The organism is Microbacterium sp. bgisy189, from assembly GCF_057707225.1.
In genome coordinates this window covers 1-1,729 of the sequence record NZ_JBYIPT010000021.1, presented here as the reverse complement: position 1 = coordinate 1,729, position 1,729 = coordinate 1, and the positions used below count along the sequence as shown (strand labels likewise).

Sequence of the window (1,729 nt, the reverse complement as noted above, 5' to 3'; positions counted from 1 at the left end):
AAGGATGCCGCTGGACAGGCCATTGCCGACCCCGAGCACCGCGGCGAACATCGCGAACCACATCGCGGCCTGGGGAAGATCGTGCGTGAACGCGAGCGCCAAGAACCCGGCGCCCATCAACAGCATTGCGGGAAGCGCCGCCCAGAGCCTGCCGAACCGGTCCATCACCTGACCGCTCGCGTAGAACAGTGCGAAGTCGATGGCCCCAGAGATGCCGACCACCAGCGCGATCGTCTGCGCGTCGAGCCCGATCGAGACGCCCCACAGCGGCAAGACCGTCTGGCGCACCGACCGCACCGCCGACAGCGACGCGGCGGCGAGTCCGAGTCGGGAGAGCACATCGCGGTGCCGCCACATGGTCGCGAACACACCTGCGCGACCAGGAACCCGAACCGATCCCGTGACCGGCTCGCCGGTGTCTTCACTCACCCTCGGATCGCGAGTCGGCGCGGCCACCCGGGTCTCCGGATCTGGACCGAGCAACACCAGCACGATGCTCGCGAGCAGGCACGCCGCGAAGAACCAGACCGACGCGTGTTCGTCGCCGAAGATCGACAGCAGCGCCGCAGCCACGAACGGCCCGACGAACATGCCCAGGCGGAATGTGCCGCCGAGCAGCGACAGTGCCCTGGCGCGGTAGGCGAGCGGAATGCGGGTGGTCATGAAGGAATGACGCGCAAGGCCGAACACCGCAGCGCAGAAGCCGATGACGAACACGGAGACGGCGAGCACGGGCAGCGACGGAGCGAAGACCAACCCGAGCGCGCCGACGAGTGCGACCGCGCCGCCGCCGGCCATCGCGGCCCGCTCGCCGATGCGGGCGACGGCCCAGCCGGCGGGAATGTTGCCGCACAGCTGCCCCACGACGAGGGCCGCCGCGATGAGGGCGGCCGTGGCGATGTCGGCACCGAGTTCTGCGGCGATCACGGGCAGCAACGGCAGGACCGCGCCCTCGCCGAGTGCGAACAGCACCGTCGGACCGTAGATCATCGGCGCCAGGCGCCACAGCATCCGGCCCAGCGCGTCTCCGCGTTCTGCGGGGGAGTCGCTGGCGGTCACGCTTTCCACGTTAGTCTGGAGTGTCATGCTCGAGTTCGATCCGTCTGCCGACATCCAGGCCCTGCGCTCCACCTTCGCCGACATTAAGGCGGTGGTCGACGTCGACGCGCTGCGCGCCGAGATCGACCGACTGTCCGAAGAGGCCGGCGCCCCAGACCTCTGGGACGACGTCGAGAAGGCCCAGAAGGTGACGAGCGCGCTCAGCCATCGCCAGGCCGAACTCAAGCGCGTGACCGATGTCGAGCAGCGCCTCGACGACCTCGATGTGCTCGTCGAGCTCGCGCTCGAGATGGACGACGAAGACACCGCTGCCGAAGCTCGTCGCGAGATCGAAACGCTGCAGGACGTCATCGGCCAGCTCGAGGTGCAGACACTCCTCGACGGCGAGTACGACGCGCGCTCCGCGGTCGTCACGATCCGATCGGGCGCAGGCGGCGACGATGCGACCGACTTCGCCGAGATGCTCATGCGCATGTACCTGCGCTGGGCCGAGCGTCACAAGTACCCCGTCAAGGTGATGGACACCTCTTACGCCGAGGGCGCCGGCATCAAGTCGGCCACCTTCGAGGTCGACGCGCCCTATGCCTACGGCACCCTCTCGGTCGAGGCGGGCACGCACCGTCTCGCACGCATCAGCCCGTTCGGCTCGGCCGACAAACGGCAGACGAGC

Annotated in this window: 2 protein-coding genes; one reads left to right on the top strand and one right to left on the bottom strand. The window is 68.8% G+C overall.

Translation table 11 applies throughout. From position 1 onward, the window contains the following. Nucleotides 1–1,011: MFS transporter (locus AC3ENX_RS14560; protein WP_434812453.1), on the bottom strand; the 1,011-nt coding region annotated here is incomplete at its 3' end. 73 nt (nucleotides 1,012–1,084) lie between these two features. On the opposite strand from AC3ENX_RS14560, the gene AC3ENX_RS14555 reads away from it, so the two are divergent. Next, nucleotides 1,085–1,729 (top strand): PCRF domain-containing protein (locus AC3ENX_RS14555; protein ID WP_434812452.1); only part of this gene is annotated, 645 nt, incomplete at its 3' end.